General features: G+C 56.7%; 21 protein-coding genes and 1 pseudogene. 14 read left to right on the top strand and 8 right to left on the bottom strand.

Annotated elements, in window-relative coordinates; translation table 11 throughout:
- Positions 1-364: 364 nt before the first annotated feature.
- Together JKL48_RS08030 and JKL48_RS08025 are read right to left on the bottom strand one after the other, a co-directional pair.
- Positions 365-892, bottom strand: coding sequence for a DinB family protein (locus JKL48_RS08030; protein WP_201981132.1), 528 nt, complete (start codon positions 890-892; stop codon positions 365-367).
- Positions 893-955: 63 nt separating this feature from the next.
- The gene (locus JKL48_RS08025) at positions 956-1,915 is read right to left on the bottom strand and encodes an alpha/beta hydrolase (protein WP_201981130.1); all 960 of its coding nucleotides are present in this window, start codon (positions 1,913-1,915) and stop codon (positions 956-958) included.
- Between the two features lie 145 nt (positions 1,916-2,060).
- Between JKL48_RS08025 and JKL48_RS08020 the strand changes: the two genes are divergently transcribed.
- From JKL48_RS08020 to JKL48_RS07985, 8 genes and pseudogenes are all read left to right on the top strand, one after another.
- Complete coding sequence (locus JKL48_RS08020) at positions 2,061-2,768, top strand: alpha/beta fold hydrolase (RefSeq protein ID WP_201981128.1); 708 nt, start codon at positions 2,061-2,063, stop codon at positions 2,766-2,768.
- A gap of 60 nt (positions 2,769-2,828) precedes the next feature.
- The gene (locus JKL48_RS08015) at positions 2,829-4,001 is read left to right on the top strand and encodes an ATP-grasp domain-containing protein (protein ID WP_201981126.1); all 1,173 of its coding nucleotides are present in this window, start codon (positions 2,829-2,831) and stop codon (positions 3,999-4,001) included.
- Positions 4,002-4,083: 82 nt separating this feature from the next.
- On the top strand, positions 4,084-5,187 hold the full coding sequence (locus tag JKL48_RS08010; RefSeq protein ID WP_201981124.1) for a carboxylate-amine ligase: 1,104 nt from the start codon (positions 4,084-4,086) through the stop codon (positions 5,185-5,187).
- A gap of 120 nt (positions 5,188-5,307) precedes the next feature.
- A complete protein-coding gene (locus JKL48_RS08005) occupies positions 5,308-6,132 on the top strand; it encodes a type 1 glutamine amidotransferase (RefSeq protein ID WP_201981122.1) in 825 nt (274 codons plus the stop codon).
- Positions 6,133-6,164: 32 nt separating this feature from the next.
- A complete protein-coding gene (locus tag JKL48_RS08000; protein ID WP_201981120.1) occupies positions 6,165-7,355 on the top strand; it encodes a hypothetical protein in 1,191 nt (396 codons plus the stop codon).
- Between the two features lie 74 nt (positions 7,356-7,429).
- Positions 7,430-7,783 (top strand): annotated as a pseudogene (locus tag JKL48_RS23725) (YkvA family protein); the annotation flags it as partial.
- Positions 7,784-8,212: 429 nt separating this feature from the next.
- Complete coding sequence (locus tag JKL48_RS07990) at positions 8,213-8,512, top strand: hypothetical protein (protein ID WP_201981118.1); 300 nt, start codon at positions 8,213-8,215, stop codon at positions 8,510-8,512.
- A 41-nt stretch (positions 8,513-8,553) separates the two neighbouring features.
- On the top strand, positions 8,554-9,417 hold the full coding sequence (locus tag JKL48_RS07985) for a DUF1571 domain-containing protein (RefSeq protein WP_201981117.1): 864 nt from the start codon (positions 8,554-8,556) through the stop codon (positions 9,415-9,417).
- 182 nt (positions 9,418-9,599) lie between these two features.
- Here JKL48_RS07985 and JKL48_RS07980 read toward each other — a convergent pair whose 3' ends face one another.
- Together JKL48_RS07980 and JKL48_RS07975 are read right to left on the bottom strand one after the other, a co-directional pair.
- The gene (locus JKL48_RS07980; protein ID WP_201981115.1) at positions 9,600-10,025 is read right to left on the bottom strand and encodes a VOC family protein; all 426 of its coding nucleotides are present in this window, start codon (positions 10,023-10,025) and stop codon (positions 9,600-9,602) included.
- Between the two features lie 122 nt (positions 10,026-10,147).
- Positions 10,148-11,020 carry an SDR family oxidoreductase gene (locus tag JKL48_RS07975; RefSeq protein ID WP_236668673.1) on the bottom strand — a complete coding sequence of 291 codons (873 nt, stop codon included), beginning with the start codon at positions 11,018-11,020 and terminating at the stop codon, positions 10,148-10,150.
- Positions 11,021-11,300: 280 nt separating this feature from the next.
- On the opposite strand from JKL48_RS07975, the gene JKL48_RS07970 reads away from it, so the two are divergent.
- From JKL48_RS07970 to JKL48_RS07960, 3 genes are all read left to right on the top strand, one after another.
- On the top strand, positions 11,301-12,089 hold the full coding sequence (locus tag JKL48_RS07970) for a Rossmann-fold NAD(P)-binding domain-containing protein (RefSeq protein WP_201981114.1): 789 nt from the start codon (positions 11,301-11,303) through the stop codon (positions 12,087-12,089).
- A gap of 37 nt (positions 12,090-12,126) precedes the next feature.
- Positions 12,127-13,401 carry a BaiN/RdsA family NAD(P)/FAD-dependent oxidoreductase gene (locus JKL48_RS07965; protein ID WP_317191906.1) on the top strand — a complete coding sequence of 425 codons (1,275 nt, stop codon included), beginning with the start codon at positions 12,127-12,129 and terminating at the stop codon, positions 13,399-13,401.
- A gap of 65 nt (positions 13,402-13,466) precedes the next feature.
- Positions 13,467-13,925 (top strand): PA2169 family four-helix-bundle protein, encoded by a 459-nt coding sequence (locus JKL48_RS07960; RefSeq protein WP_201981107.1) that lies wholly within the window; start codon positions 13,467-13,469, stop codon positions 13,923-13,925.
- Positions 13,926-14,208: 283 nt separating this feature from the next.
- Here JKL48_RS07960 and JKL48_RS07955 read toward each other — a convergent pair whose 3' ends face one another.
- The 3 genes from JKL48_RS07955 to JKL48_RS07945 all read right to left on the bottom strand — a co-directional run bounded on the left by JKL48_RS07955 (position 14,209) and on the right by JKL48_RS07945 (position 17,195).
- Entirely contained in the window at positions 14,209-16,218 is a 2,010-nt protein-coding gene (locus JKL48_RS07955; protein WP_201981092.1) for a DEAD/DEAH box helicase, read from the bottom strand.
- A 282-nt stretch (positions 16,219-16,500) separates the two neighbouring features.
- A complete protein-coding gene (locus tag JKL48_RS07950; protein WP_236668672.1) occupies positions 16,501-16,791 on the bottom strand; it encodes a GIY-YIG nuclease family protein in 291 nt (96 codons plus the stop codon).
- Positions 16,792-17,000: 209 nt separating this feature from the next.
- Entirely contained in the window at positions 17,001-17,195 is a 195-nt protein-coding gene (locus tag JKL48_RS07945; protein WP_068239330.1) for a cold-shock protein, read from the bottom strand.
- A 267-nt stretch (positions 17,196-17,462) separates the two neighbouring features.
- Here JKL48_RS07945 and JKL48_RS07940 point away from each other — a divergent pair, with 267 nt between their 5' ends.
- On the top strand, positions 17,463-17,915 hold the full coding sequence (locus tag JKL48_RS07940) for an acyl-CoA thioesterase (RefSeq protein ID WP_236668671.1): 453 nt from the start codon (positions 17,463-17,465) through the stop codon (positions 17,913-17,915).
- Here JKL48_RS07940 and JKL48_RS07935 read toward each other — a convergent pair.
- Positions 17,895-18,191 (bottom strand): hypothetical protein, encoded by a 297-nt coding sequence (locus JKL48_RS07935; protein ID WP_201981074.1) that lies wholly within the window; start codon positions 18,189-18,191, stop codon positions 17,895-17,897. The genes JKL48_RS07940 and JKL48_RS07935 overlap by 21 nt on opposite strands.
- A gap of 189 nt (positions 18,192-18,380) precedes the next feature.
- Between JKL48_RS07935 and JKL48_RS07930 the strand changes: the two genes are divergently transcribed.
- Both JKL48_RS07930 and JKL48_RS07925 read left to right on the top strand, forming a co-directional pair.
- On the top strand, positions 18,381-21,779 hold the full coding sequence (locus JKL48_RS07930) for a UvrD-helicase domain-containing protein (protein ID WP_201981070.1): 3,399 nt from the start codon (positions 18,381-18,383) through the stop codon (positions 21,777-21,779).
- A gap of 21 nt (positions 21,780-21,800) precedes the next feature.
- Positions 21,801-22,244: a hypothetical protein gene (locus JKL48_RS07925; protein ID WP_201981064.1), complete on the top strand. Its 444-nt coding sequence runs from the start codon at positions 21,801-21,803 to the stop codon at positions 22,242-22,244.
- Positions 22,245-22,470: the final 226 nt, after the last annotated feature.

Raw genomic sequence — 22,470 nt, 5'->3', positions numbered from 1 at the left:
CAGCGGATTGGTCGGATTTTGTGGGAGATTTTTCCTGACGAAAAAGGCCGCTCAGAGAAGTGGCCTTTTTTAGTTGGAAAGCTAATACGAGTCAGTCACAAAATCCGACCAATCCGCTGAATCCGATAAATCCGCGGTTCAGACTACTCCTGCTTGCGGGCGCGGGCTACTTTCTTCTCTTCTTTCTCCGCTTTTTTCTCCTTCATGGATTTAACGGGCTCTTTCTTTTTCTCTTTGCGGGCGTCTTGGGCTTTGGCCATAATTGAAAAGAAGTTTTAGGTGAGGAATGGCGTTTTATGGGTTTCAACGCACAGGCGGACCGGTGTGTTGTGCCGGGCGAAGGTAGAAATTTTACCGAAAACCGCTACAAAATGGGCTGGTAACGCTCGCGAAAAATATGCAGATGGTGCCGCTCGTGGCCCGACACCATGTAAAGCAAGGCCCGCACCGTGGCCGGGCCACCGTTGGCGGTGCCACGCCGATTCAGTTGCTCCTCGGTGAAGCTCTCAAATAGCGCCAGCGTAGCAGCGCGGGTAGCATCGTATTCGGCCAGGAGGCTGGCGAGGGAGCGGGCGTTGGCATTGCTATTGGCTACGTAGTCGTCCTGCTCGAAACCGGGCAGGTTCTGGCTGTCGCCCCGCGCAAAACGCAGGGCGCGGTAGGCAAATATCCGCTCGCTATCAATCTGATGCAGCAGCATTTCTTTTAGGGTCCACTTGCCGGCCGCATAGGGCTTTTCGGCCTGGGTTTCGCTGAGGGTGCCGAAAGCAGCATGGATTTCCTGGGGCTGTTCGCGCAGGGCCATCAGGGGGCCGCTGCCCTCCGGAATCAGATTGATGTAAGTAGCAGCATAGGGCAAAAAATCGCCGGGGCTGGGGCGGGTTGCAGACATGGACTAGGGATTAGGAACTGATAGGCAAGTAAATACCACGGGCACCGACGCAGATGCCGCGGCTTAGGGCAACACAAATGCGGGCGGTTCGGTCGGGGACTCGGGCGGGTCGGTGGGCAGGAAAATGCTGGGCGCCAGGTCCGGATTAAGTTGCAGGCGCACCACTGGCAGCGGCGCGGTGAGCCGGGCCGCGCTTGCGTCGTGGCCAAATGCCCAAATCAGAAAATCGGGCATAACCCGGCCCCAGGTATCCTGGTGATGGTGCCCGCCCTCTACCTGCACGTAGCGAATGGCCTTTTGCGCATCCATGCCAGCTTTTATCAGCTCTTCAATGATGTCGAGGCAGTCTTCAATCGAGTCAATCACGCCGTTTTCGTTGCGGTCGCCGCGCTCATCGAGCGTGCCGGTTTGGAGCCAGAAGCGGTGGGTTGGATGCGCCCAGCGCCGCCCCACCAGCCGGTGCATGATGCGGTCGGCTGGCGTGTAGCCCGCGCCCACGGCCCGCTGCCGCCACCAGAACGAGCCCGAAAAAACCCCGGCGCGCAAAAACGCCTCGGGGTGGTGCCACACCATATCGAACGCCGACAGCCCGCCGAGCGAAAAACCGGCCATGACGGCCTCGGCCGGGTCGGCGGAAGCATCGTAATTGGCTTGTGCAAAAGGCAATAGTTCCTGCAGCACGAAATCGGTGTACGCGCCGGCCAGGCTGCCGCGGCCGTTGAAATCGGCGTGCGCGGCGGTGCCGTATTCCTGCACGCGCTGCTCATTGGCATGGGGGGCCACCACCAGCAGCGGCCGCACCGCCCCGCTCCTATACAAGGCATCGAGGGTGGCTTGCAGGCCCAGCCGTTCCACGTCTTGCCCATCGTTGAGGTAGAGCACGGCATACGGGGGCGCAGCGGTGGCGGGCGGGAGTAGAAGGGTGAGTTCTACCTCGCGCCCGAGAAACCGGGAGGTCAGAATTTCGCGGGCCAGCCGGGTGCCCGGCGAAACTGGCAACGAATCGGTTCTTTCTGAAAACATCAAACAAAGTAAGGCCGCTGGCCGGAGTTGACCCCAAATATGGAATTAAAACCGGCTACATGTGGCGGTTCAATTATTTCTTGACTAGTTTGCCGCGCTGCTGTTCCAGAATGGCCGCGTTTCACCGCCCTTATTCCCCCCGCCCGTGCACGAACAACACCGCCGCTTTTATTCGCACCATCTTGGCCAAGACATTGACATGCTGGTATTTGGCGACTGGGGCTACCCGGTGGTTATTTTCCCTACTTCGGGTGGCCACGCCGACGAAGCCCGCAATTTCAAACTCATTGAGGCGGCGCGCCCCCTGATTGAAGCCGGCCGCGTCAAACTATTCTGCATCGACAGCATCGACCAGCACTCCTGGTACGCCAAGCACTTATCGCCCGATGTGCGGGTCCGGAACCATGTTTTTTATGACAAATTTCTGAGCGAGGAATTGGTGCCCATGCTGCAGCACGAGTGCCACGTCGATAAAATTGCCGTGGCCGGCTGCAGCTTCGGCGGCTTCCATGCCCTCAATTTCGCCTTTCGCCACCCTAGCCAGGTGGCGCATCTGTTTACGATGGGCGCCGCCTTCGACATTCGGCAGTTTGTGGACGGCTACCACGACGACAACGTATACTACAACAACCCGCCCGAGTACATTCCGGGCGCCCACAGCGAGCATTTTCAGTGGATGAACATCATCCTGGGCACGTCGGAATATGATTTCTGCAAAGGCGCCAACTTGCACATGGCGCATTTGCTGGGCCTGAAAGGCATTCGTCACACGCTGGATGTGAAGCCCTACGGCACCCACGACTGGCCCGTGTGGCGCGACATGTTTCCCCAATACCTCAGCACCATCGGCTAACTAGCCCGCACTTTTCCCCTTCACCTTCACCCGTAGCTTAAACGCTGCAAAACAATCATTATGAAAAAAATTGGTATACTCTTCGGACAGGAAAACACTTTTCCGCAAGCCTTTGTCGACCGCGTCAATGCCAAGGCACCGGCCGATATCCGCGCCGAGTTTGTCAGCATCGAGCAGGTCGAGCAGCACGTCGCCCCCGATTACGCCGTCATCATCGACCGGATTTCGCAGGACGTGCCCTTCTATCGGGCCTACCTGAAAAATGCCGCCCTGATGGGGACAGCCGTGATTAACAACCCCTTCTGGTGGTCGGCCGACGAGAAATTCTTCAACAACGCCCTGGCCGTGCGCCTTGGCGTGCCCGTGCCCAAAACCCTGCTCCTGCCCAGCAAAGAGCGCCCCACCGATACCAGCGAAAACTCGTTCCGCAACCTGGCCATGATGGATTGGGAAGCGGCCTTTGCCCACATCGGTTTCCCCGCCTACATGAAGCCCCACTCCGGCGGCGGCTGGAAAAGCGTGTACAAGCTGCACTCGCCGGAAGATTTCTTCCGGGCGTATGACGAAACCGGCCAGCTGGTAATGCTTTTTCAGGAATCGGTGGACTTCACCGACTACTTCCGCTGCTACTGCATCGGTGGCAAGGAGGTGCTCATCATGCCCTACGAGCCCCGCAACGAGCCGCACCTGCGCTACGCCACAGAGATGAAAACCACGGGCGAAGCCGGCGAAAAGCTGCTCGCCACCATGAAGGAGTATGTGCTGAAGCTGAACGAAGGCCTGGGCTACGACTTCAACACCGTAGAGTTTGCCGTGCGCGACGGCATTCCGCTGGCCATCGACTTCGGCAACCCGGCGCCCGATGCCGACATCAACTCGGTGGGCGAGAAGAACTTTGAATGGGTGGTGGAAGCAGCTGCCAACATGGCCATTGAGCGCGCCATTGCCCAAAAGCCCGGCCAGGACAACCTGACCTGGGGCACGTTTGTGCACCCGCACCGCGCCAAAGCCCACACCACGGAGTTCACGGTGGCGGAGCTGCCAGAAGTGAAAGTGGCCACCAAGAAGCCGGCCGCGGCCAAAGCGGCTCCCGCGCCCAAGGCCGCTGCTGCCCCCAAAGTTCCGGCTGCCCCCAAGGCTGCCAAAGCCCCAGCCGCCGAAAAGCCGGCTGCCAAGGCCGCCACTGCAAAGGCCCCGGCCGCGAAGAAACCAGCCGCTAAAAAATCCGAATAGCCCCATTTGAGTAGCGCCGAACCTGCCGTTGCTGCTGCGGCGGCAGGTTCGACCAACTTTTCCTTATTAGTTATCTTCTTCCATGGCCACCCCCACGTTTACCCTCGGCATCGAGGAAGAATTTCAGACCATTGACCCGGAAACCCGGGAACTGCGCTCGCACCTTTCCCAAATTGTGGAAGGAGGCAAGGTCACGCTGCACGAGCAGGTGAAGGCCGAGATGCACCAGGCCGTAGTGGAGGTTGGCACCAATATTTGCCACAACATCCAGGAGGCCCGGACCGAAGTGCTGCACCTGCGCCGGCAGGTTATTGAGTTGGCTGATAAGCAGGGGCTTAAAATCGGGGCCGCTGGTACGCACCCTTTTTCGCGCTGGCAGGAGCAGCCCATTACGCCCGATGCCCGCTACGATAAAATAGTGGAAGAACTGCAGGAGGCCGCTCGCTCCAACCTCGTTTTTGGCATGCACGTACACATCGGCATCGAAAACCGCGAGATGGGCGTGTACATGATGAACACGCTGCGGTATTTTTTGCCGCACTTGTTTGCCCTCAGCACCAACTCGCCTTTTTGGGAAGGCCGCGAAACCGGTTATAAGTCGTTCCGCACCAAGGTGTTTGAGCGGTTTCCACGCACGGGCATTCCCGGCTTTTTTCATAGCGCCAGCGACTACGACGAATTTATCGCGCTGCTGATAAAAACCGGTTGCATCGACAACGGCAAAAAAATATGGTGGGACGTACGCCTGCATCCCTTCTTCGACACCATCGAATACCGCATTTGCGACATGATGATGCGCGCCGACGAAACCATTGCCGTGGCGGCCATCATGCAGGCCCTGGTGGCCAAAATCTACAAGCTCAAGGCGCAGAACCTCAATTTCCGCATCTACCGCAGCGCCCTCATCAAGGAGAATAAGTGGCGCGCCGCGCGCTACGGCCTCGACGGCGACATGATTGATTTCGGTATTCAGGAGGAGGTGCCCACCCGCAAGCTTATTCTGGAGCTGCTGGATTTTATCGATGACGTGGTGGACGACCTTGGAAGCCGCCACGAAGTAGAATACGTGCTGAAAATGCTGGAAATGGGCACCGGCGCCGACCGCCAGCTCCAGGTGTTCCGCGAAACCGGCGACTTGCACAAAGTAGTCGACTACATTCTGGCCGAAACCACGTACGGACTGTAAGTGAAGTATCTTTGCCTTTGCAACGCCAGCCTTCCGGTTGGCGTTGTTTCTTTTTTAAGCCGAGCTTGGGCTTGGATTTTGTTGGGTTCTGGGCTTCCGAGCCCTTTTAGTTAAGATTTTATGGAGGCTATTCGCATTGCTATTCTGGACATGTACGATAATGCGCGCAACGAAGGCATGCGCTGCATTCGGCAGTTGCTGGCCCGGAGTTCTGCCGAAAACGGCATCCCGTTTCAGGTCGATACGTTCAACGTACGCGCCGAAAACGAGCTTCCCGGCCTGGAGTACGACATCTACGTTTCGACCGGCGGCCCCGGCAGCCCCCTCCCCTCCGATGAGCCCTGGGAGGCGCACTACTTCCGTTTTATTGACTCGTTTTTGGCTTATAACCAGGCCAATGAGCAGAAAAAACACCTATTGCTGATTTGCCATTCGTTTCAGCTGGTGAGCCGGCATTTGGGCATCGGGCACGTCAGCCGGCGCAAGTCTACCTCGTTTGGGGTGCTGCCGGTGCACCTCACCCCGGCGGGGCTGGCCGAGCCGGTATTGCAAGGCCTACCCGACCCTTTTTACATCGTGGACTCGCGCGACTACCAATTGGCCGACCTCAACCTGGCGCGCATCGAAGAGTTGGGCGCTGAAATCCTCTGCCTGGAAAAGGAGCGTCCGCATGTGCCCCTGGCGCGCGCCATCATGGCCATTCGGTTTACGCCGGAGGTATTTGGCTCCCAGTTTCACCCCGAGGCCGACGGCGAAGGCATGCTCCGCTACATGCTCACCGAGGAGCGTAAGCAGCAGGTAATCACCGCCTACGGCGAAGCCAAATACGAAGAGATGGTGCGCCTGCTGGCCAACCCCGACACCATTGAGCACACCGAATCCATCATTGTCCCTACTTTTTTGCGCCGTGCGCTGGCCCAGTTGGGCCAGCTTGCCACCGCCTAAGCGCCGCTGGCCGCTGCCGCCAGTCCCTGCCCATGATTCCTGAGCACCGCCAGCGCTACAATGCCGCCTTCAGCCCGGCCCGCTACCACGAAATGCTCGCCGATATTGAGCGCCAGCTGCCGGGGCAGCTGGATTTTCGGGTTGCCGAGACACCTGTTTTTGTGCCCGCCGTGTTGCGCGATAAACTCATTGCGGCCGGCAAAAACATTATCGAAGTAATTCAACGGCCCGATTTTGCGGCGCTAACAGAAGCAGCCATTCCCGCCCACCAGCGGGTGCCCGGCCCCGAAGGCCGGCCCGAGTTCTTAACGTTTGATTTTGCGGTGTGCCGCCACGCCAACGGCGAGTTGGAGCCACAGCTAATTGAGATGCAAGGGTTTCCCTCCCTCTACGCGTTCCAATCCTGGCTGCCGGGCGAGTTTAGTCGGTTTTTTCCAATTGCTGATTCCGTGACGCCATTTCTGGAAGTCTCAGGTTTTGAGGCCTACCAGGAGCAGATGCGGCAGCTTATTTTGGGCAAGGAAGCCGCTGAAAACGTAATTTTATTAGAGCTTTTTCCCGAGAAGCAAAAAACGCGTATTGATTTCGCTTTATCTAAAAAATTCTGGGGAATTGGAGCCGTTTGCCTGACGAAAATTCAGAAAAAAGGACGCGAATTATTCTATGAGAAAGACGGAAAACAAATTCAAATTAAACGCATTTATAATCGAATTATATTCGATGAATTAGCCCGTTATCCTGACTTAAAAACCGAATTTACCCTTACTGATGATGTGGACGTTACCTGGGTAGGCCACCCCAATTGGTTTTTCCGCATCAGCAAATACACCCTACCGCTCTTGCACGGGCCTTTTGTGCCGCCAAGCTATTATTTGCACGAATTAGCTGAATATCCCGAAAACCTGGAAAATTATGTTCTCAAACCGCTGTTTTCGTTTGCCGGAGCGGGGGTACGCCTGCACGTGACAGCCGCCGATTTGGACGCCTTGACGGACAAACACAATTATTTATTGCAGCGCAAAGTCACGTACGAACCCGTTGTGCAATCGCCCGACGGCTTGGTGAAATGCGAGATTCGCCTGCTCTACATTTGGCCGGCTGGCGAGGCACAGCCCAAACTACTAACGGGCCTGAGCCGCTTGAGCCGCGGCGAAATGATTGGGGTTGACTTCAACAAGGACAAAGATTGGGTGGGCGGCACATCGCCCCTGTTTGAGCGGTAAGCCTTGCAAGCCAGCAGCAACGCGGGCCGGTGCTTGCGCGTAAAGCCCGCTTCATTCCACTTCAGCTTGCCACCATGTCATCACTCTCCGAAAAAGGGCTCAAATTATCCAAAAACGCCTTGTTCAATGTATTCATTGGCCGGGCCACCAAACTGTTGGGCAAGCCCTTCAAAGTCGTTACCATTCTGAATGAAACGGCCGATAAGCTGACAGACAAGAAAAGCAAAGACAACAAATTCCGGCAGCTGTTTGATGTTGGCCTCACGCTGGTGCGGCTGGTGCGCAGCTACATCAGCGGCGAATACCGCAACATTGCCACCAGCACTATTATTTCGGGCTTGGCCGTGCTGCTTTATGTACTTTCGCCCATCGACTTAATTCCCGATTTCATTCCGGTGGTTGGCTTTCTCGACGATTTAAGTTTGGTCAGCTGGTTTGTGGACAAATTTCAGAGCGAAATCACCAAGTTTCGGGAGTGGGAAGAAACCGGCCGCGGCCTGCAAACCAGTTCTGCAGCCGGGCCGGATGTTCGGGCCATCCCCGCCCGTAGCGACGGCGCCCAGCCCAGCATTGCCGAATTGGGCCACTCGTAGCCGTTGCGCCATTTTCGATGTACCGGTCACCGGACCTTTGGTTTATTCGCAGCACCGCCACTTGCGACCACAAAAGCGGCTTCCGGTCGGAAAAAGTGTGTAATATCGCATAACGCGCACTTTTCCAATGCCGCATTCGGTTCATACTTCATCCGCCCAAGAAGGGGGCTCAGCAGGTAGCCAAATGAAAAAGTGCCGTTTAACTACTGGTAGTAATTTCTGTGACGAGAGCCGATTTCGGCCAACCGTCTGACTTTGTATAGTATGCCCACGTTTGTTGTTTCCATGCGTTTGCCCGATGCCTTTGATGAGGAATTTATTGCCCTCATTCCGAGGCACCGCGATTTTATTAATCGGTTGCTGAACGAGAAAATAGTTGAAGTTTATGCCATCAGCAGCGACCGGAGCCGGGGCTGGGTCACCATTAACGGCGACGATGAAGCCGCTGTGCAAGCCGTGCTGGAGCAATTTCCGCTCTACCGTTTCCTGCACGGAGTGGAAATTAACGAACTCTTTATTTTCGACAGCGCAGCTTCCCGCTTTCCGCATATCAGCCTGAACTAGTGCCGCATAGCGCACTCAGTCGGTTCCAATTGGCCCCTTACATGCCCATTTTTCCTACGCATTCCCGCATTTTATTTCCGTTGCTTTCTCCTTTGGCGGCCTTGGGGTTGTTAGGAGCAGTTCCGGCTGCACCGCCCACCACCGAGCAGCTTACTTCGCGCATGAGCGCCGCCATTGAGGGGCTCAAATACCTGCGTTGCACCGTGAAGGCGCAGGAACGCATTGAAGGCAGCATCCACCAAGCGCGCAGCATTATGAAGCTGACGTATAAGCCCTTACGTATCTACATTAAAAACACGAAAGGGGTGGAAGTGCTTTGGGTGGCCGGCCAAAATGGTGGCGACGCCTGGGTGTATCCCGCCAGTTTCCCCTACGTCACCCTGAGCCTCGACCCCAACGGCAAGCTCATGCGAAGCAACCAGCACCATACTGCGCTGCAGGCAGGATTTGGCACCATTTCCGACCTCCTGCGCAATACTCCTCTGCGCCAGGACAATTCTTACAGCCGTTCGTTCCGCTATGCGGGCGACACCACGCTGCTAGGCCACCCGAATTATGTGCTGCGCTCCGATTTTCCGCAATACCGTTACGTGAGCTATAAAGCCGGCAAAAACGAAACCATAGCTACAGTAGCAGAGCGGTTTGGCTGCGGTGAATTTCGCGTCATTGAACGCAATGGCCTGACCATCGGCGAAAAAATACCGGAAGGCAAAGTGTTGCAAGTGCCCAACAGCTACGGGCGCAAAACCATCCTCTGCATCGACCCCAAGACCTATTTACCAACGTTGGTGCAGGTAAACGACGAGAAGGGATTGTTCGAGAAATTCGAATTTTCAGACGTAATTCCTAATCAACCCATTCCGCTGGAGGAATTCAGCAAAGATTACAAAGAATACAAATTGTAATTGCGGGTAATTGGGTTGTTAAATTGACTCCCCATACGCCAAATAAAAGCCATTGGCAAAGCTCACCGGAATTTTGCTCCCGACGTACTGCATCACGTTCCGACGGGCTTGCTGCAACCTTCAAACAGCTTCCGAATCTGGACAAACCCAAGGTGCTGAGCTTACGTGCTTACCTCCTACCGTCAAGCGGGTTCCCACAATTCAATTTTGTTGCCTTCGGCGTCCATGATATGGACAAACTTTCCATAGTCGTAGCTCGCAATGCTATCCAGTATGGTTACTCCATTTTCTGTGAGCTTGGCCACAAGTCCTTCGATATTCTGAACGCGGTAGTTAATCATGAACTCCTTTTTGGAAGGGGCAAAGTAGTCGCTTTCTTTTTTAAAAGCACTCCATTGAAGTTGATTTAACCCGTCTGGTCGGTCAGCATTTCTGAATTCAAACGTTGCGCCCCATTCGTTGACTTCGAACCCTAAATTCTTAGCATACCATTCGTTGGTTTTATGCGGGTTGTCCGACAAAAAGAAAATGCCGCCAATTCCGGTCACCTTAGGGGTTGTTTCGTTAGGTGAAAGGATGTTTGTTAGGTCTTTTTTCTGCTCTTCCATTTTTTATTTATTGAATTGCAAGAAGTATCACAAAGAATACGCCGGAAAGCCACGCCACCTGTATTATCTGGGCCAGCGTTAGGCGCTGCTGCAACCAGGTATCCCAATCCTCAACCATGCACCTAGCGGCGCATGGTTTTCTCGATTTGGTCCCACATTTCGGGCGTCAGAATTTCCAGTTTATTGAATTCACCCGCGCCATTGAGCCACTCGCCGCCATCAATGGTTACGACCTCGCCGTTGACATACGCCGAGAAATCGGACACCAAGTAGGCAGCCAGATTGGCCAGTTCCTGGTACTGGCCCACGCGTTTGAGGGGCACACTGGCGGCGGGGTCGAGCTTGCTGGCCAGCGGCTCGGGGAAAAGGCGGCTCCAGGCGCCTTCCGTGGGAAACGGGCCGGGGGCAATGGCGTTGGAACGGATGCCGTACTTGGCCCATTCCACGGCCAGTGAGCGGGTCAGGGCCAGCACGCCGGCTTTGGCCGTGGCCGAGGGCACCACGAAAGCCGAGCCCACGGAGGCATACGTAGTCACGATGTTGAGGATGGTGCCGGGCTTTTTATCGGCAATCCAGCGCTTGCCCACGGCCAGGGTGCAGTTGTAGGAACCGCGCAGCACGATGTCCACTATCACATCAAACGCCTTGTGGCTCAGCCGCTCGGTGGGACTAATGAAGTTGCCGGCCGCATTGTTGAGCAGCACATCCACCCCACCAAACTCCTGAATGGTCCGCTCGAGCATGGCTTCTACTTCGTCGTATTTGCGCACGTCGCAGGCCATGGCGAGCACCTTGCCGCCGGTTTGCTGCCGCAATTCTTCCGCGGTTTTTTCCAGCACGTCCAGCTTGCGGCTGCTGATGGTGACGTTTGCCCCCAGTTGCAAAAAGTAGGTGGTCATGGCCCGGCCCAGGCCGGTGCCGCCGCCGGTCACAATAATGGTTTTGCCCGCCAGGGCGTTGTCGCGCAGCATGGGCTGGGTGTAGGGAGCAGTCATTCAATAAGGACGTAAAGGGTGGGAAATGCGGCGTACTCCGCGCCCCGAAGGTACTATGCTGCTGCTGCGAATGTTAGCCCAGCAAGACGCATTGGCTCGATTAATTATTTCAAGTAGTTAATATAGCGTTTCGCTTTTTCTTCGCACCTTCGCTACGAGAAGGCGAAAATTGCGCTGATTTAGTTTAAAAATGACAACTTCCATTTCCGGGGGCTCCTCAAGTGCGACATCGGGAGCGGAGCCCCCAACCGTATTAGTGTTGGGCTGCGGATGGTTGGGCATGGCTTTGGCCCGTTCGCTGGCCGCGGGCGGCCACCGGGTGTTGGGCACCACCACTTCACCCGAGAATTTCCCGGCCATGCAGGGTGCGGGCATCGAACCCGCCTTGCTGCGCTTGGGAGCCGACTTTGGCGCGGCGGGCGAAGCCCTGTTGCACCGCCTGCTCAGCGCGGCCGATGTATTGGTGCTGAACGTGCCGCCCCGCGCCGCCGCCGCCGGCGCCTACCCCAATTTGCTGCGGCCCGTGCACCGGGCGGTGGCCACGGCTGGCACTCGGCATGTATTGTTTGTGAGTTCCACCGGCGTGTACCCCGACGAGCCCCGCCTGATGCGCGAAACAGATGCCATAAGCACCCGCGATGCGGCCTCTGATGTGCTACGCGCCGAAGGCCACTTCGTGCCCCGTTACGGGCAGTGGAAGAGCACTGTGGTGCGGCTGGGCGGCCTCATCGGGCCTGAGCGCGCGCCCGGTCGTTTCCTGGCGGGCCGCAGCAACCTGACGCAGGGCAACGCGCCCGTGAACCTGGTGCACCTCACCGACGTGGTGGGCGTGCTGGGCTGCATTATCGAACAAGGCGCTTGGGGGCACACCTTCAACGTATGTGCAGCCCAGCATCCCCTGCGGCGCGATTTTTATCCGGCTGCGGCCCGCCACCTCCAGCTACAGGAACCGACTTTTAAGGAGGAAGATGGCGAGAGTGGCAAAACCATCGACAGCCGCCTGGTGCGCAGCATCCTGCCCTACCAGTTCAAGCACGACGACTTGCTGGCCGCGCTGGCATACTGCTAAGCAAGTACAGCGCTTGGCCGCGCCGTATCTTTGTTGGGTGAAAAATGATGCCGCCCAAGCCCCCGTGGTTGTGCTCGGCGGCGGGGCCGCCGGCTTTTTTGGGGCCATCGCCTGCGCCGAGGCTACCCCCCACATACCGGTCATCCTGTTGGAAAAAACCGGCAAGCTGCTGGCCAAAGTCCGGATTTCGGGCGGCGGGCGCTGCAACGTGACCCACGCCTGCGATACCCCCGCGCAACTGGTGGCGCACTACCCGCGCGGCAGCAAGCAGCTGAAAGCCGCTTTCCAGCAATTTGGCGTGCCCGACACCATTGCCTGGTTTGCCAAGCGAGGCGTGGCGCTGAAGACGGAGGCCGACGGCCGCATGTTCCCCGCCACCGACTCGAGCGAAACCATTGCCCGGGCCCTGGAAGACGCTGCCCGCCATGCCGGCATTCGCATCGTTACCAACGTCGGGGCCGATGCTATTCGGCCGCTTCCAGCGGGTGGTTTTGAGCTGAAGCTAAGTGGGGCCGGCAGCGCCCAGTTGGGTACTACCCTCCGCGTTTCGCGTCTGCTCATTGCCACCGGTGGCAGCCCCAAAAGCGCCAATTACGACTGGTTGCGGGCCCTGGGCCACCGCGTGGCCGAGCCGGTGCCATCGCTGTTCACGTTCAACGTGCCCAATTCACCCCTGAATGAGCTAATGGGCGTGAGCGTGCCCCATGCCCGCGTGACACTGGCCGGCGAAAAGCTGCAATACGAAGGGCCACTGCTGGTTACGCACTGGGGCGTGAGCGGGCCGGCCGTGCTCAAGCTCTCGGCCTGGGGGGCCCGGCGCCTGAGCGAGTTGGGCTACGTCGGCACGGCGCTTGTCAACTGGATTCCTGCTTATACCGACGAAACGCTGCGGCCCTGGCTGCAGCAGTTCCGCCAGGAAAACGGTAAAAAAACTGTGGCCAGCAATCCACAATTCGGCTTGCCCCAACGGCTGTGGCGCAATCTGACGGCGCAAGCCGGCATCGGCCCGGAAACCCGTTGGAGCGACCTCCCCGCAAAATCTCAGAACCTTTTGATGGAGCTACTGCTCCGCTTGCCATTGGCGGTGCGCGGAAAAACAACGTATAAAGACGAATTCGTGACCTGCGGCGGCATTGCCCTCGATGAAGTCGACCTAAAAACCATGCAGAGTCGCCGCGTTCCCGGTCTCTATTTTGCCGGCGAAGTGCTGGATATCGACGGAATTACCGGCGGCTTCAACTTCCAGGCCGCCTGGACCACCGGCTTTCTGGCTGGCAGAGCGATGGCCAGCCTAACCCCTGCGCTAGTGTAACCTTACGAACGGCCAGCCAGTAAAGAAGGGAGTAATTTTTCAACTCAAAACAATTCCCTTTTCCAATGGAAGCCAAAGCAACCCAAGCCCTGCTCAACGAATTGGTTGAAACCCTCAAAGACGGCCAAAAAGGCTACGCCGAGGCCATGACCGACGTCGAAGATGCAGACCTGAAAGATACCTTCAAGCATTTTGCGGCCCAGCGCTCGAGCTACCTCAACGAAATCGAGGACCAGATGTTCAAGCTGGACCTCAAGCCCGACACCGACGAAGGCGCCAAAGGCTCCATCACCGGTGCCGTGCACCGCGCCTGGATTGACCTGAAATCGGCCGTAACCGGCAAAGACCGTCACAGCATCCTCGCCGAGTGCGAGCGCGGCGAAGACTACGCCAAGAAAGCCTACCAAACTGCCCTGAAAGCCGAAGGCCTGCCCTCCGCCCTGAAAGCCGTTATCGAAAAACAATACCAAGGCGTTGTGGAAGGCCACGACAAAATCAAAGCCCTGCGCGATTCCTCTAAGTAAGGACCGCAGATTTTAACGGATTTGACGGATAAGAACGGGTTCTAGTAAGCTTATTTTTCCTTGTAACTGAATTCGCTGAATTAGAATAAAAAAGGCCCCTCGATTAATCGAGGGGCCTTTTTTATAGCATTAACTTTAATAAATAGCTTTGCTAATTATTACCAACAAACAATAACTATACAATCGCCAATTAACTAAAATGATGCACTGTGAATACCGGCCAGTTTATAACAAGCCGACCGAATCCGTTCTTATCCGTCAAATCCGTTAAAATCTGCGGTCCTTATTCGTCGAAGCTCTCGTTGCGGGGAGCACGGGGCCCGGGACGTGTGTCGTACTCGCGGGGCGTACCGTAGCTGGGCTTGTTGCCATAGCTGGGCTTATCCCCGTAGCTCGGCCGGTTGCCGTAGCCCGACTTGCCGGTGCCGCCTTCGCGGTTGCCGTAGCTGGGCTTGTTGCCGTAGCCGCTACCGCCGTCGCGGTTGCCTTTGTAGCCGCCGCCGTAGCCGCCTTCGCGACGCTCGCCGCCACCAAAGCTGCTACCGCCGCGGTTGCCACCTTTGTAGCCGCCGCCGAAGCCGCCCTCACGACGCTCGCCGCCGTTGAACGGACGACGCTCACGGTCGCCGCCGAAGCCGCCCGGGCCACCACCGCCCATGCGGTTGAAGCCTTCTTCCTTGGCCGCCGCGTCCTGCACCGGCGTTGCGATGCTGAAGCTTACCGGCGTGCCCTGGATGCTGGTGCGGCCCAGCTTGCTCACAATCTCATCGGCAAATTCCGACGGTACTTCCACGAAGCTGAACTTGTCGTAGAGGGCGATGTCGCCCACTTTAGCGCCGGTCAGGTTGCTCGATTCCGAAATCAAATCCACGATGTCGCGGGGATGAATCCGGTCTTTCTTGCCCATGGTCACGAAGAGGCGGGTGTAGCCGGGGCGAGCCTGGCCGGCTGCCTTGCTGGCGTCGAGGCTCTGCTGAGCACTCTTGTCCTCCTTCATGGTCATTTTCAGCAGCGCAGCGGCGATGTCGAGCGAAGTGATTTCCTCACCCTGGTCGAGCAGGCGCTGCACGCGGCCCACGTATTTCTCGAGGTTGCCTTTCTCGATAATTTCCTTAATCTGATTCAGGAACAGCGTGGTTTTCACTTCCGATACATCGGCAAACGACGGCACTTGCTCCAGTTTAATCTGGGCCTTGGTGAAGCGCATGATGTCGCGCAGCTTATAAATGTCGCGGCCGCTCACGAACGTGAAGGCTTTGCCCGACTTGCCAGCGCGGCCCGTGCGGCCGATGCGGTGCACGTAGTATTCTTCGTCGGCGGGCAGGTCGTAGTTTACGACGGCTTCCACATTATCCACGTCGATGCCGCGGGCGGCTACGTCGGTGGCCACCAAGACTTCCAGCGTCGATTTGCGGAATTTATCCAGCGTGTTCTGGCGCTGCTGCTGGCCCATGTCGCCGTGCAGGCCTTCGGCGAAGTAGCCTTTAGCTTGCAGGTCGGCCACGATTTCGTCTACCATGCGCTTGGTGTTGGCGAAAACGATGGTCGACTTCAGGTTGAACATGTCGAGCAAACGGGTCAGCACGTCCTTTTTCTGGGGGCCGCGCACCTCGTAGTAGCTCTGCTCGATGTTGGTCACCGTCATCGTCTGGTGGTTCACCTTCACAATCTGCGGCTCGCGCTGATATTTCTTGGTGAGCTCCATGATGGGCTTGCTCATCGTAGCCGAGAAGAACACCGTCTGGCGCTCCTTCGGCATTTTGCTCAGAATGAACTCGATGTCGTCGCGGAAGCCCATATCGAGCATCTCGTCGGCTTCATCGAGAATGATTTTGGTGGTGTTTTCCAGCTTCAGCGTACCGCGCTCGATGTGGTCCATCACACGGCCGGGGGTGCCGATAACAATCTGCACGCCGCGCTCCAGGGCGCGGAGCTGACGGTCGTAGGGGCTGCCGCCGTAGATGGGCACCACCATCAGGCCGCGCTTGTACTTGCCCAGTTTCTGGATTTCGCCCGATACCTGCACCGCGAGTTCGCGGGTGGGGCAGAGCACCAATACCTGCACGTCTTTGCTCTCGGTATCGATGTTGTCGATGGCGGGAATGGAGAAGGCAGCGGTTTTGCCGGTACCCGTCTGGGCCTGGCCGATAACGTCTTTGCCGGCGAGCAGCACGGGAATGGCAGCGGCCTGAATGGCCGAAGCTTCCTCGTAGCCCATCTCGGTGATAGCGCGTTGTACTTCCTCGGAGAGGTTCAGTTCGTCGAAACGAACTACAATTTTTTCAGCTTCCATGAGTGGAGTTGATAAGGGGGAAAAGAGACATAGCTCTGAAAACAGCCGTACTCAGCGACGTTTCCCCTCCTACTACCTTGTCACAATCAGGCGGGAAAAAACAACCAAAAAACTACGCGGCCAATGCGTTAGCGCCTCTCTCAGGCTTGCGCGGGCTTGGGCCGTCCTCAAATGCGGGTGCAAAGGTAGGATTTTTATTTTGAAAAAGCTAATGTTGGTTGAACATGATTCTGGAAGAACGTCATGCAGAGCGCAGCGAAGCATCTTTACAGCTTCGTTGCTTTAACCATCCCACGTATCCAAATCAATCGTTTTCCATTCCGGATTGAACGCTGTAACCAGCGCGTCTTTCTTGGCTCGTGACCATCCTTTCAGCACTTTCTCGCGGGCTATGGCCTGCCCTGCGTCAGGCAACTGCTCAAAATAGACCAGCAAATCAGCTTGATACCGGCCGGTGAATTTGTTAGCATCACCCCGACCGGTGCTATGCTCATACAGGCGGCGGGTGAGGTCGTTGGTTACGCCGATGTAGAGGACAGTACGGCTGGTGTTGGTGAGGATGTAGACGTACATGTTGGTTGTGGACTTCTTTGACCGGTCATGCAGAGCGTAGCGAAGCATCTTTACCGCACAACGCGACCGCAACGATTGGTTTACTATTGAGGTAAAGATGCTTCGCTACGCTCTGCATGACGTTCTAATTTCCTTCTGACCTCTCCAAACGGCACAAAAAAAAGCCCGCCAGAGGCGGGCTTTCTTAGAGTTGCAAAGCTGCGGCTGAATTAAACCAGCGATACTTTTACGGCGTTCGGGCCTTTTTTGCCCTGAGCTACTTCGTATTGAACTTTGTCGTTTTCGCGAATCGAGCTAACCTGGAGGTCGCTGATGTGAACGAAGATGTCTTCGCCAGTTTCGTCGTTTTTGATGAAACCAAAGCCTTTGGTGTCATTAAAGAATTTTACCGTTCCGGTGGGCATGGTGGTTGGTTGTGGAGTTTCCCTAAGCGTTTGGGCCACCGTGGCTTGGTTTCTTAGGTTGCGTCAAAGATAGGCAGAAATTCCAAATGACCAAGTCGATAGATATTTTTTTCGATGGACGTAGGCGAGGTTATGAGTCCGTTCGCATGTCATGCAGAGCGCAGCGAAGCATCTCGCTCGCGTCGTTGAACGATTGGGTTACTACCACACGCGAGATGCTTCGGCTGCGCTCAGCATGACGTTCTTTTGTGCCTGGCTTTCTTAATTATGCACAACGCCTCCCCCATGCCCGACACGCCCGCCCACGCTTTTTCGCACGATTTTCAAGTTCCGGCCAGCGCCATTGATGCGCTGGGCCACGCCAACAACGTGGAATACGTGCGCTGGGTGCAGGACGTGGCGGGGGCGCACTGGATGAGCATCTGCCCAGCCGAGCTGCGCGACCAGATTATCTGGGTGGTGCGCGAGCACCGGATTCGCTACCTGCAATCGGCCTTCGCGGGCGAGACGCTGCGGGCCAGCACCTGGGTGGGCGAAACCAGCGGGGCCACGTCGCTTCGCTACACCCGCCTCACCCGCGCCGCCGATGGCGTGCTGCTGTGCGAGGCAGAAACGACCTGGGTGCTGCTCGACCCCAAAAGCGGCCGGCCGGTACGGGTGACGGCGGAGATGGTGAGTTGGCTGACAAATGGCTTGGATTTACTCAACCCGATTGAGTAGCGAGATAAGCATTTTAAGCCTACTCTCTTCAAATCCATCCCTTGTTTCAACTGCACAAACCGTATTGCCATTTTGCGCAATTTCCAGGATGGTATACTTGCCGCCCAAAATATCTTTTACCTCCGAAAGACGCCCTTGCAACTCTGCCAACTGAAACGATTTTATCTCCGTCTTCAAAGAACCACCAAAATATATATCCACTCTTTTGGCTTGAATCTTAATCTTGGTAACACGACGTTTACCAATAACCCTAATAAACATCAGAATAAAGGTCACGATGTAACACGATAAAAGCGCTATGAAATAATCGTAAAATATAAATGTTAGAGCAAGAAAAACGGCACCAATCAAAAGCGCATATTTTGTCAGTAAACTCTTCTCTACATCATGACTTTGTATTGTTAGCATTACGCAGATAGCATTACGCAGATTTAAAGTTAGACAAAACCTTCTCGTCAAATATTCATGCCTCCCTCCTTCCGCATCTACTCCTCTTCGGCTGGCTCGGGGAAGACGTACCAATTAACGAAAGAATACCTGCTGCTGGCGCTGGGGGCCGACGACCCGGCGTATTTTAAGCGGGTGCTGGCCATTACGTTTACTAACGATGCGGCGGGGGAAATGAAGCACCGCATTGTGGATGCGCTGCGGAATTTTGCCTACCCGGCGGCGGGCAAACCGGATGCGCTGCTGGCCGATATTGCGGCCGAGCTGAAGCTGCCGGCGGCGGAGGTGCGGCGGCGGGCAGCGGAGACATTTCGGCTGGTACTGTACCACTACGCTGATTTTGGGGTGAGCACGATTGATTCGTTTGTACAGCGAATTGTGACGGCCTTTACCCGGGAACTGGGCTTGCCGGCCACGTTTGAGGTGGAGTTGGATACCGATGCGGTGCTGCAAAGCGCCGTGGCCGCGCTGCTGGACAAGGTGAACCGCGACCCAAATAGCAAATTGCTGTCGCAGACGTTGGCGGAATATGCGCTAGGTCAGGCTGACGAAGGCAAGAGCTGGAGCCGCCTGCCGGAGGAGCTGGCGGGCTTCGGGCGGGTGCTGTTTAATGAGACGGTGCAGGAGGCGGTGGCGCAACTCGACAAGTTGAGTTTGGCCGATTTCCGGCGGCTGGACAAGGAAATCAGGGCCCGGCGGGCGGAGATTGAGGCGGCGTTTGCGCAGACGCGCGAGGTGGCGCTGGCGGTGCTGGACGCGGCAGAAGCTACAGAAGCCGACTTTTTCCAGGGTAAGCGCGGCATTTTTGGCTACGTGCAGAAGGGCGTGGATTTGCTGGCGCCCGACGCGGGGCCGAACAGCTACGTGCGCGCCACGCTGGCCGACGACAAATGGTACAGCGGCAAAATAAAAACCGCCGCCGACCGGGAGCGCGTGGATGCGGTGAAGGAGCCGCTCAGCCAATTAGTAGCGACACTAGATAAATTGCGCGCCGATTATTTGCCGAATTATGTATTGCTGGCGGCGATGCAGCCCTATTTATTTCACGCTTCGTTGTTGAGTGAATTAAATAAGATTGTTGAGCAAATTAGCCGCGAGCGCAACGTGGTGTTGATATCGGAATTCAACCGAAGAATTGCTAGCATTGTGCTTACCGAACCGGTGCCGTTTTTATACGAGCGGCTGGGCGAGAAATACGAGCACATTCTAATTGACGAGTTTCAGGACACCTCGGTATTGCAGTGGAATAATTTGCTGCCGCTGGTGGAAAATACGCTGGCGAATGGGCACTCAAGTCTGGCGGTGGGCGATGCCAAGCAGGCCATTTACCGTTGGCGCGGGGGCGAGATGGAGCAGATTCTCAGGCTGCACCAGGGCAACACGGAGGCGCTGGCTGCCCGCGCCCGCGAGCCGGAAATGCGCGAGCTGCTGCGGGGGCGCTACGAGGCGTTTCGCGGAAAGCTGGAGCCACGGGCGTTGCAGGTGAACTACCGGTCGGCGCGGGAGATTATTGATTTTAACAACTCGTTTTTTGAGGCGGTGAGTGCCCGGCACGAGGCGCTGGGGCTGGTGACGGGGATTTATGACGCGCATTTTGGGCAGCAGGTGCCCGAATGGCAGCGGGCCGACCAGCAGGGGCACGTGGAGTTGTTGTTCACCCAAAAGGATGCGCCGGCGCTGATTTTCGACCCCACCACCGGCACATACACCGCAGAGCCCCTCCCCGGCCACGCGGCCGAGGCGCTGCTGGGCTACGACGAAAGCACCTGCTACCTCACGCTGCAATTAATTGAGCAAGCCCTGCGCGACGGCTACGAATTACAGGACATCTCGGTGCTGTGCCGCACGCGCTACGCCAGTAAAATCATCGCCAAGTTCCTGAAAGAGCGCGGCTACGCCATTATTTCGGCCGACTCGCTGGCGCTGGAATTTGCGGAGGTGGTGAACTTGCTGGTGAGCATTTTGCGGGTGTTGCACCAGCCGGCTGATACACTGGCGCGGGCCGAAGCCCTGCTGCTCGTGGACAAGGTGGTGCGCGGGCTGGCCCCCACGCCGGCGCGGGCGCGGCACATTGCAACGGTGGCGAATGCGGCGGGCGGCACGTCGTTTTTTGATGAGTTGCGGGCGCTGGGTTACGATGTGAACGAGGCCGAAACCGGCAACCTGGGCCTGTATGAGCTGGCCGAGCGGCTGCTGAATCTGTTCGGGCTGCTGGGGCGGAATGGGGAGAGCGAGTACCTGTTCCGCTTCCTCGATTTGACGCTGGAATACAGCCTGAAATTTGGCAACAACTTGGGCAACTTCCTCACGCACTGGGAGGAGCGCAAGGGACGCATCAGCATCAACGCGCCGGGCGGGCGGGCGGCCATCACCATCACCACGGTGCACAAGGCCAAGGGCTTGGCCTATGGCGTGGTGATTGTGCCCTTTGCCGACTGGAGCCTGGAACCGCACCGGGGTACGCTGCTGTGGGGGCATTTGGAAGCCGGCCAGAAGCCCATCGAGCTGATGCCCGACGTGGCGGTGGTGAGTCTGAGCAAGGGCATTCAGCAGACGGTATTGGGCGGGCAGTACGACGAGGAGCGCGAGAAAACCTTCCTCGAAGGGCTGAACACGCTCTACGTGGCCTTCACCCGGCCGCGCCACCGCCTCTACGTCATCAGCAAACGGCCGGAGGACAAGAAGACCACCAAAACCGATGAGCTGGAAGTTTCGGCACCCACCACAGCCGCCCGTACCGTGGCCGATTTGCTCCACGGCTACCTGCTGGGCCGCGGCGAATGGCAGGAAGAACAGGTGTCTTTTGTAATATCAAAAGGCACCCCAGCCGCTAAGAAACCTGACAACAAACAACTAACAACTAACAACTACGAGCTAACCAATCTCGCCGCCGCGCCCTGGGAGGAGCGCCTGAAGCTACGCCGCCACGCCACCACGCTCTTCGATTTTGACGAGCAAAAGGCCCAGGGCGAGTGGAACCGCAAGCTACACTTCGCCCTGCGCCGCCTGCTCACGGCCGCCGACGTGGGCCGGATAGCCAGCCAGCTCGTGGCCGAAGGGATATTGAGCGCCAAGGAGCGGCCCGCGCTGGTCGAGAGCCTCGAAACGCTGGTAAGCGACCCGCGCCTGGCCCCCTACTTCGCCCCGCACTTGAGCGTGGAAACGGAGCGCGAAATCCTGGTGGGCGGCGTGAAGCTGCGCGACTACAAGCCCGACCGCGTGGTGCTCGAACCTTCCCTCGAAGAACACCACCGTCTGGGTGGCCGCGTCACGCTGATGGATTTCCGTCTGCCCCCGCCGCAGGAGAAACACAAGCGCCTGCTGCGGAATTACGCCACGCTATTTGAGCAGCTGGGGTACGCGGAGGTGCGCGGGCTTATTTATTATTTCGGGACGGGAGAAGTGGTGGAGGTGTGAGAAGTTAATTAGATTGCACACATGAAAGTGTTTTTGGCTCTTGCTCTATTCATTTGCGCTTCCTTTTCTTCTTTCGCGCAGACTGCTGAATGTCCTGTTCCGGAGCATTTTAGAAATGTGGTCGCGTTAATGAACAAGCCTATTGCAGATGTCCTTATTGGTTTTTCTCAATCTTCGTTGAAGTATCAAGCAATATTTCGAGGTGACAGTGATAATCCAGAATGGATTTTTATCAACTTCTTTGACGAGAAACAACAAGTCTGTTTTGTGTTCATAAACGGCAAGTCACAACTGGCACTGCTAAGTGGAAATCCTTGCTCTTGCATTGGAGAGTTTGAATATTTGATGAAAAATTGGGTACGTCAAGGCAATCAAGCTCGGTATATCAATAAGGAAGATACTATTGAAGCAATTATAGATGCTGATGGGGATGGAGGATGTATGAGCCTCAAGATGCTAAAATAATTTTCCTAACCTCACATAGTACCCAGCTTTTGACCTCACCAACCCCCGCAACTTTTCTCCGCAACTGCTTGTATATTTGGCGCAGCAAGAAAAAATAAAGGGCCAAGCTACCGGCCCGGCCCCTTACCGAAACTACCGGATTAATTGTGAGATGAGCAGCAGGCCTAAGCCTTTTGCCACACCTTTCAAGAACTCCAACAAGAGCGGCGAACCGACCTTGTGCACT

The organism is Hymenobacter rubidus, from assembly GCF_016734815.1.
Taxonomy (GTDB): Bacteria; Bacteroidota; Bacteroidia; order Cytophagales; family Hymenobacteraceae; genus Hymenobacter; species Hymenobacter rubidus.
Note: the sequence above shows the minus strand (reverse complement) of the source record. Positions and strands in the feature narration are given on the sequence as shown.

Bases quoted from the DNA above. Each gene is read 5' to 3' on its own strand.
- JKL48_RS08005 (WP_201981122.1), top strand. From the start codon at position 5,308: ATGGAGGCTATTCGCATTGCTATTCTGGACATGTACGATAATGCGCGC.
- JKL48_RS07955 (WP_201981092.1), bottom strand. From the start codon at position 16,218: ATGGAAGCTGAAAAAATTGTAGTTCGTTTCGACGAACTGAACCTCTCC.
- JKL48_RS07970 (WP_201981114.1), top strand. From the start codon at position 11,301: ATGGCTTTGGCCCGTTCGCTGGCCGCGGGCGGCCACCGGGTGTTGGGC.
- JKL48_RS08000 (WP_201981120.1), top strand. From the start codon at position 6,165: ATGATTCCTGAGCACCGCCAGCGCTACAATGCCGCCTTCAGCCCGGCC.
- JKL48_RS07975 (WP_236668673.1), bottom strand. From the start codon at position 11,020: ATGACTGCTCCCTACACCCAGCCCATGCTGCGCGACAACGCCCTGGCG.
- JKL48_RS07925 (WP_201981064.1), top strand. From the start codon at position 21,801: ATGAAAGTGTTTTTGGCTCTTGCTCTATTCATTTGCGCTTCCTTTTCT.
- JKL48_RS07980 (WP_201981115.1), bottom strand. From the start codon at position 10,025: ATGGAAGAGCAGAAAAAAGACCTAACAAACATCCTTTCACCTAACGAA.
- JKL48_RS08030 (WP_201981132.1), bottom strand. From the start codon at position 892: ATGTCTGCAACCCGCCCCAGCCCCGGCGATTTTTTGCCCTATGCTGCT.
- JKL48_RS07945 (WP_068239330.1), bottom strand. From the start codon at position 17,195: ATGCCCACCGGAACGGTAAAATTCTTTAATGACACCAAAGGCTTTGGT.
- JKL48_RS07950 (WP_236668672.1), bottom strand. From the start codon at position 16,791: ATGTACGTCTACATCCTCACCAACACCAGCCGTACTGTCCTCTACATC.
- JKL48_RS08010 (WP_201981124.1), top strand. From the start codon at position 4,084: ATGGCCACCCCCACGTTTACCCTCGGCATCGAGGAAGAATTTCAGACC.
- JKL48_RS07930 (WP_201981070.1), top strand. From the start codon at position 18,381: ATGCCTCCCTCCTTCCGCATCTACTCCTCTTCGGCTGGCTCGGGGAAG.
- JKL48_RS08025 (WP_201981130.1), bottom strand. From the start codon at position 1,915: ATGTTTTCAGAAAGAACCGATTCGTTGCCAGTTTCGCCGGGCACCCGG.
- JKL48_RS07960 (WP_201981107.1), top strand. From the start codon at position 13,467: ATGGAAGCCAAAGCAACCCAAGCCCTGCTCAACGAATTGGTTGAAACC.
- JKL48_RS07940 (WP_236668671.1), top strand. From the start codon at position 17,463: ATGCACAACGCCTCCCCCATGCCCGACACGCCCGCCCACGCTTTTTCG.
- JKL48_RS08015 (WP_201981126.1), top strand. From the start codon at position 2,829: ATGAAAAAAATTGGTATACTCTTCGGACAGGAAAACACTTTTCCGCAA.
- JKL48_RS07990 (WP_201981118.1), top strand. From the start codon at position 8,213: ATGCCCACGTTTGTTGTTTCCATGCGTTTGCCCGATGCCTTTGATGAG.
- JKL48_RS07985 (WP_201981117.1), top strand. From the start codon at position 8,554: ATGCCCATTTTTCCTACGCATTCCCGCATTTTATTTCCGTTGCTTTCT.